This window comes from Streptomyces sp. NPDC058307 (assembly GCF_042880295.1).
Taxonomy (GTDB): Bacteria; Actinomycetota; Actinomycetes; order Streptomycetales; family Streptomycetaceae; genus Streptomyces.
In genome coordinates this window covers 1-955 of the sequence record NZ_JBHVYZ010000117.1, presented here as the reverse complement: position 1 = coordinate 955, position 955 = coordinate 1, and the positions used below count along the sequence as shown (strand labels likewise).

Sequence of the window (955 nt, the reverse complement as noted above, 5' to 3'; positions counted from 1 at the left end):
CCGGTCGTCACGACGGGGCCCGGTCGGGCGGTCGTCACGACGGAACGCGGGGCGAGATCCCCGGTCGTCCGCACGGGGACCACGGTCACGGTCGTCACGCCGACCAAAACCACCACGGTTGTCGCCGGCGCGGTTGTCGCCGGCGCGGTTGTCGTCGCGGCGGAAACCACCGCGATCCCCACGGTTGTCATCCCGCCGGACGTACCCACCGCCACGGTTGTCGTCACGGCGGAAGCCGCCACGGTCGCTGTCCCGGCGCTCTACGCGCTCACCGCGGTCCCCGCGGTCGTCACGGCGGACAGCAGGCCGGTCACCATCGCGGCGGAAGCCACCACGGTCTCCCCGGTCTCCCCGGTCGTCACGACGGGGCCCGGTCGGGCGGTCGTCACGACGGAACGCGGGGCGAGGCCCCCGGTCGTCCGCACGGGGACCACGGTCACGGTCGTCACGCCGGCCATAACCACCACGGTTGTCACCCCCGCGGTTGTCACCCCCGCGGTTGTCACGACCACGATTGTCGCCGGCGCGGTTGTCGTCGCGGCGGAAACCGGGACGATCGCCGCGGTCATCGCCCCGACGATCATCACGACGGTCATCCCGCCGGACGTAGCCACCGCCACGGTTGTCGCCGGGACGGTCGTCACGGCGGCCATAGCCACCACCACCGCGAGGGGCCCCACGGTCACTGCCGCCACGGTCACTGTGACCGCGGTCGTTGTCGCGGCGGAAGCCGCCACGATCACCACGGTCACCACTGTCCCGTCGCCGCTGGTCGCGCTCCGGTCGGTCGTCGGGAGAGTTGGTGGACATGGTGACTCCTGTCTTCGGTACTGCAAGCATTCTAAAAACAAAAGGACCCCTGGCCCCAGCTGAACGCTGGGACCAGGGGTCCTTCCAAAGATTGTTCGGCGGTGTCCTACTCTCCCACAGGGTCCCCCCTGCAGTACCATCGGCG

At 70.5% G+C, this 955-nt stretch carries 1 pseudogene; it reads left to right on the top strand.

The features are described from left to right. Positions 1 to 873 (top strand): annotated as a pseudogene (locus tag ACFVYN_RS40250) (hypothetical protein); the annotation flags it as partial. Positions 874 to 955 lie beyond the last annotated feature (82 nt).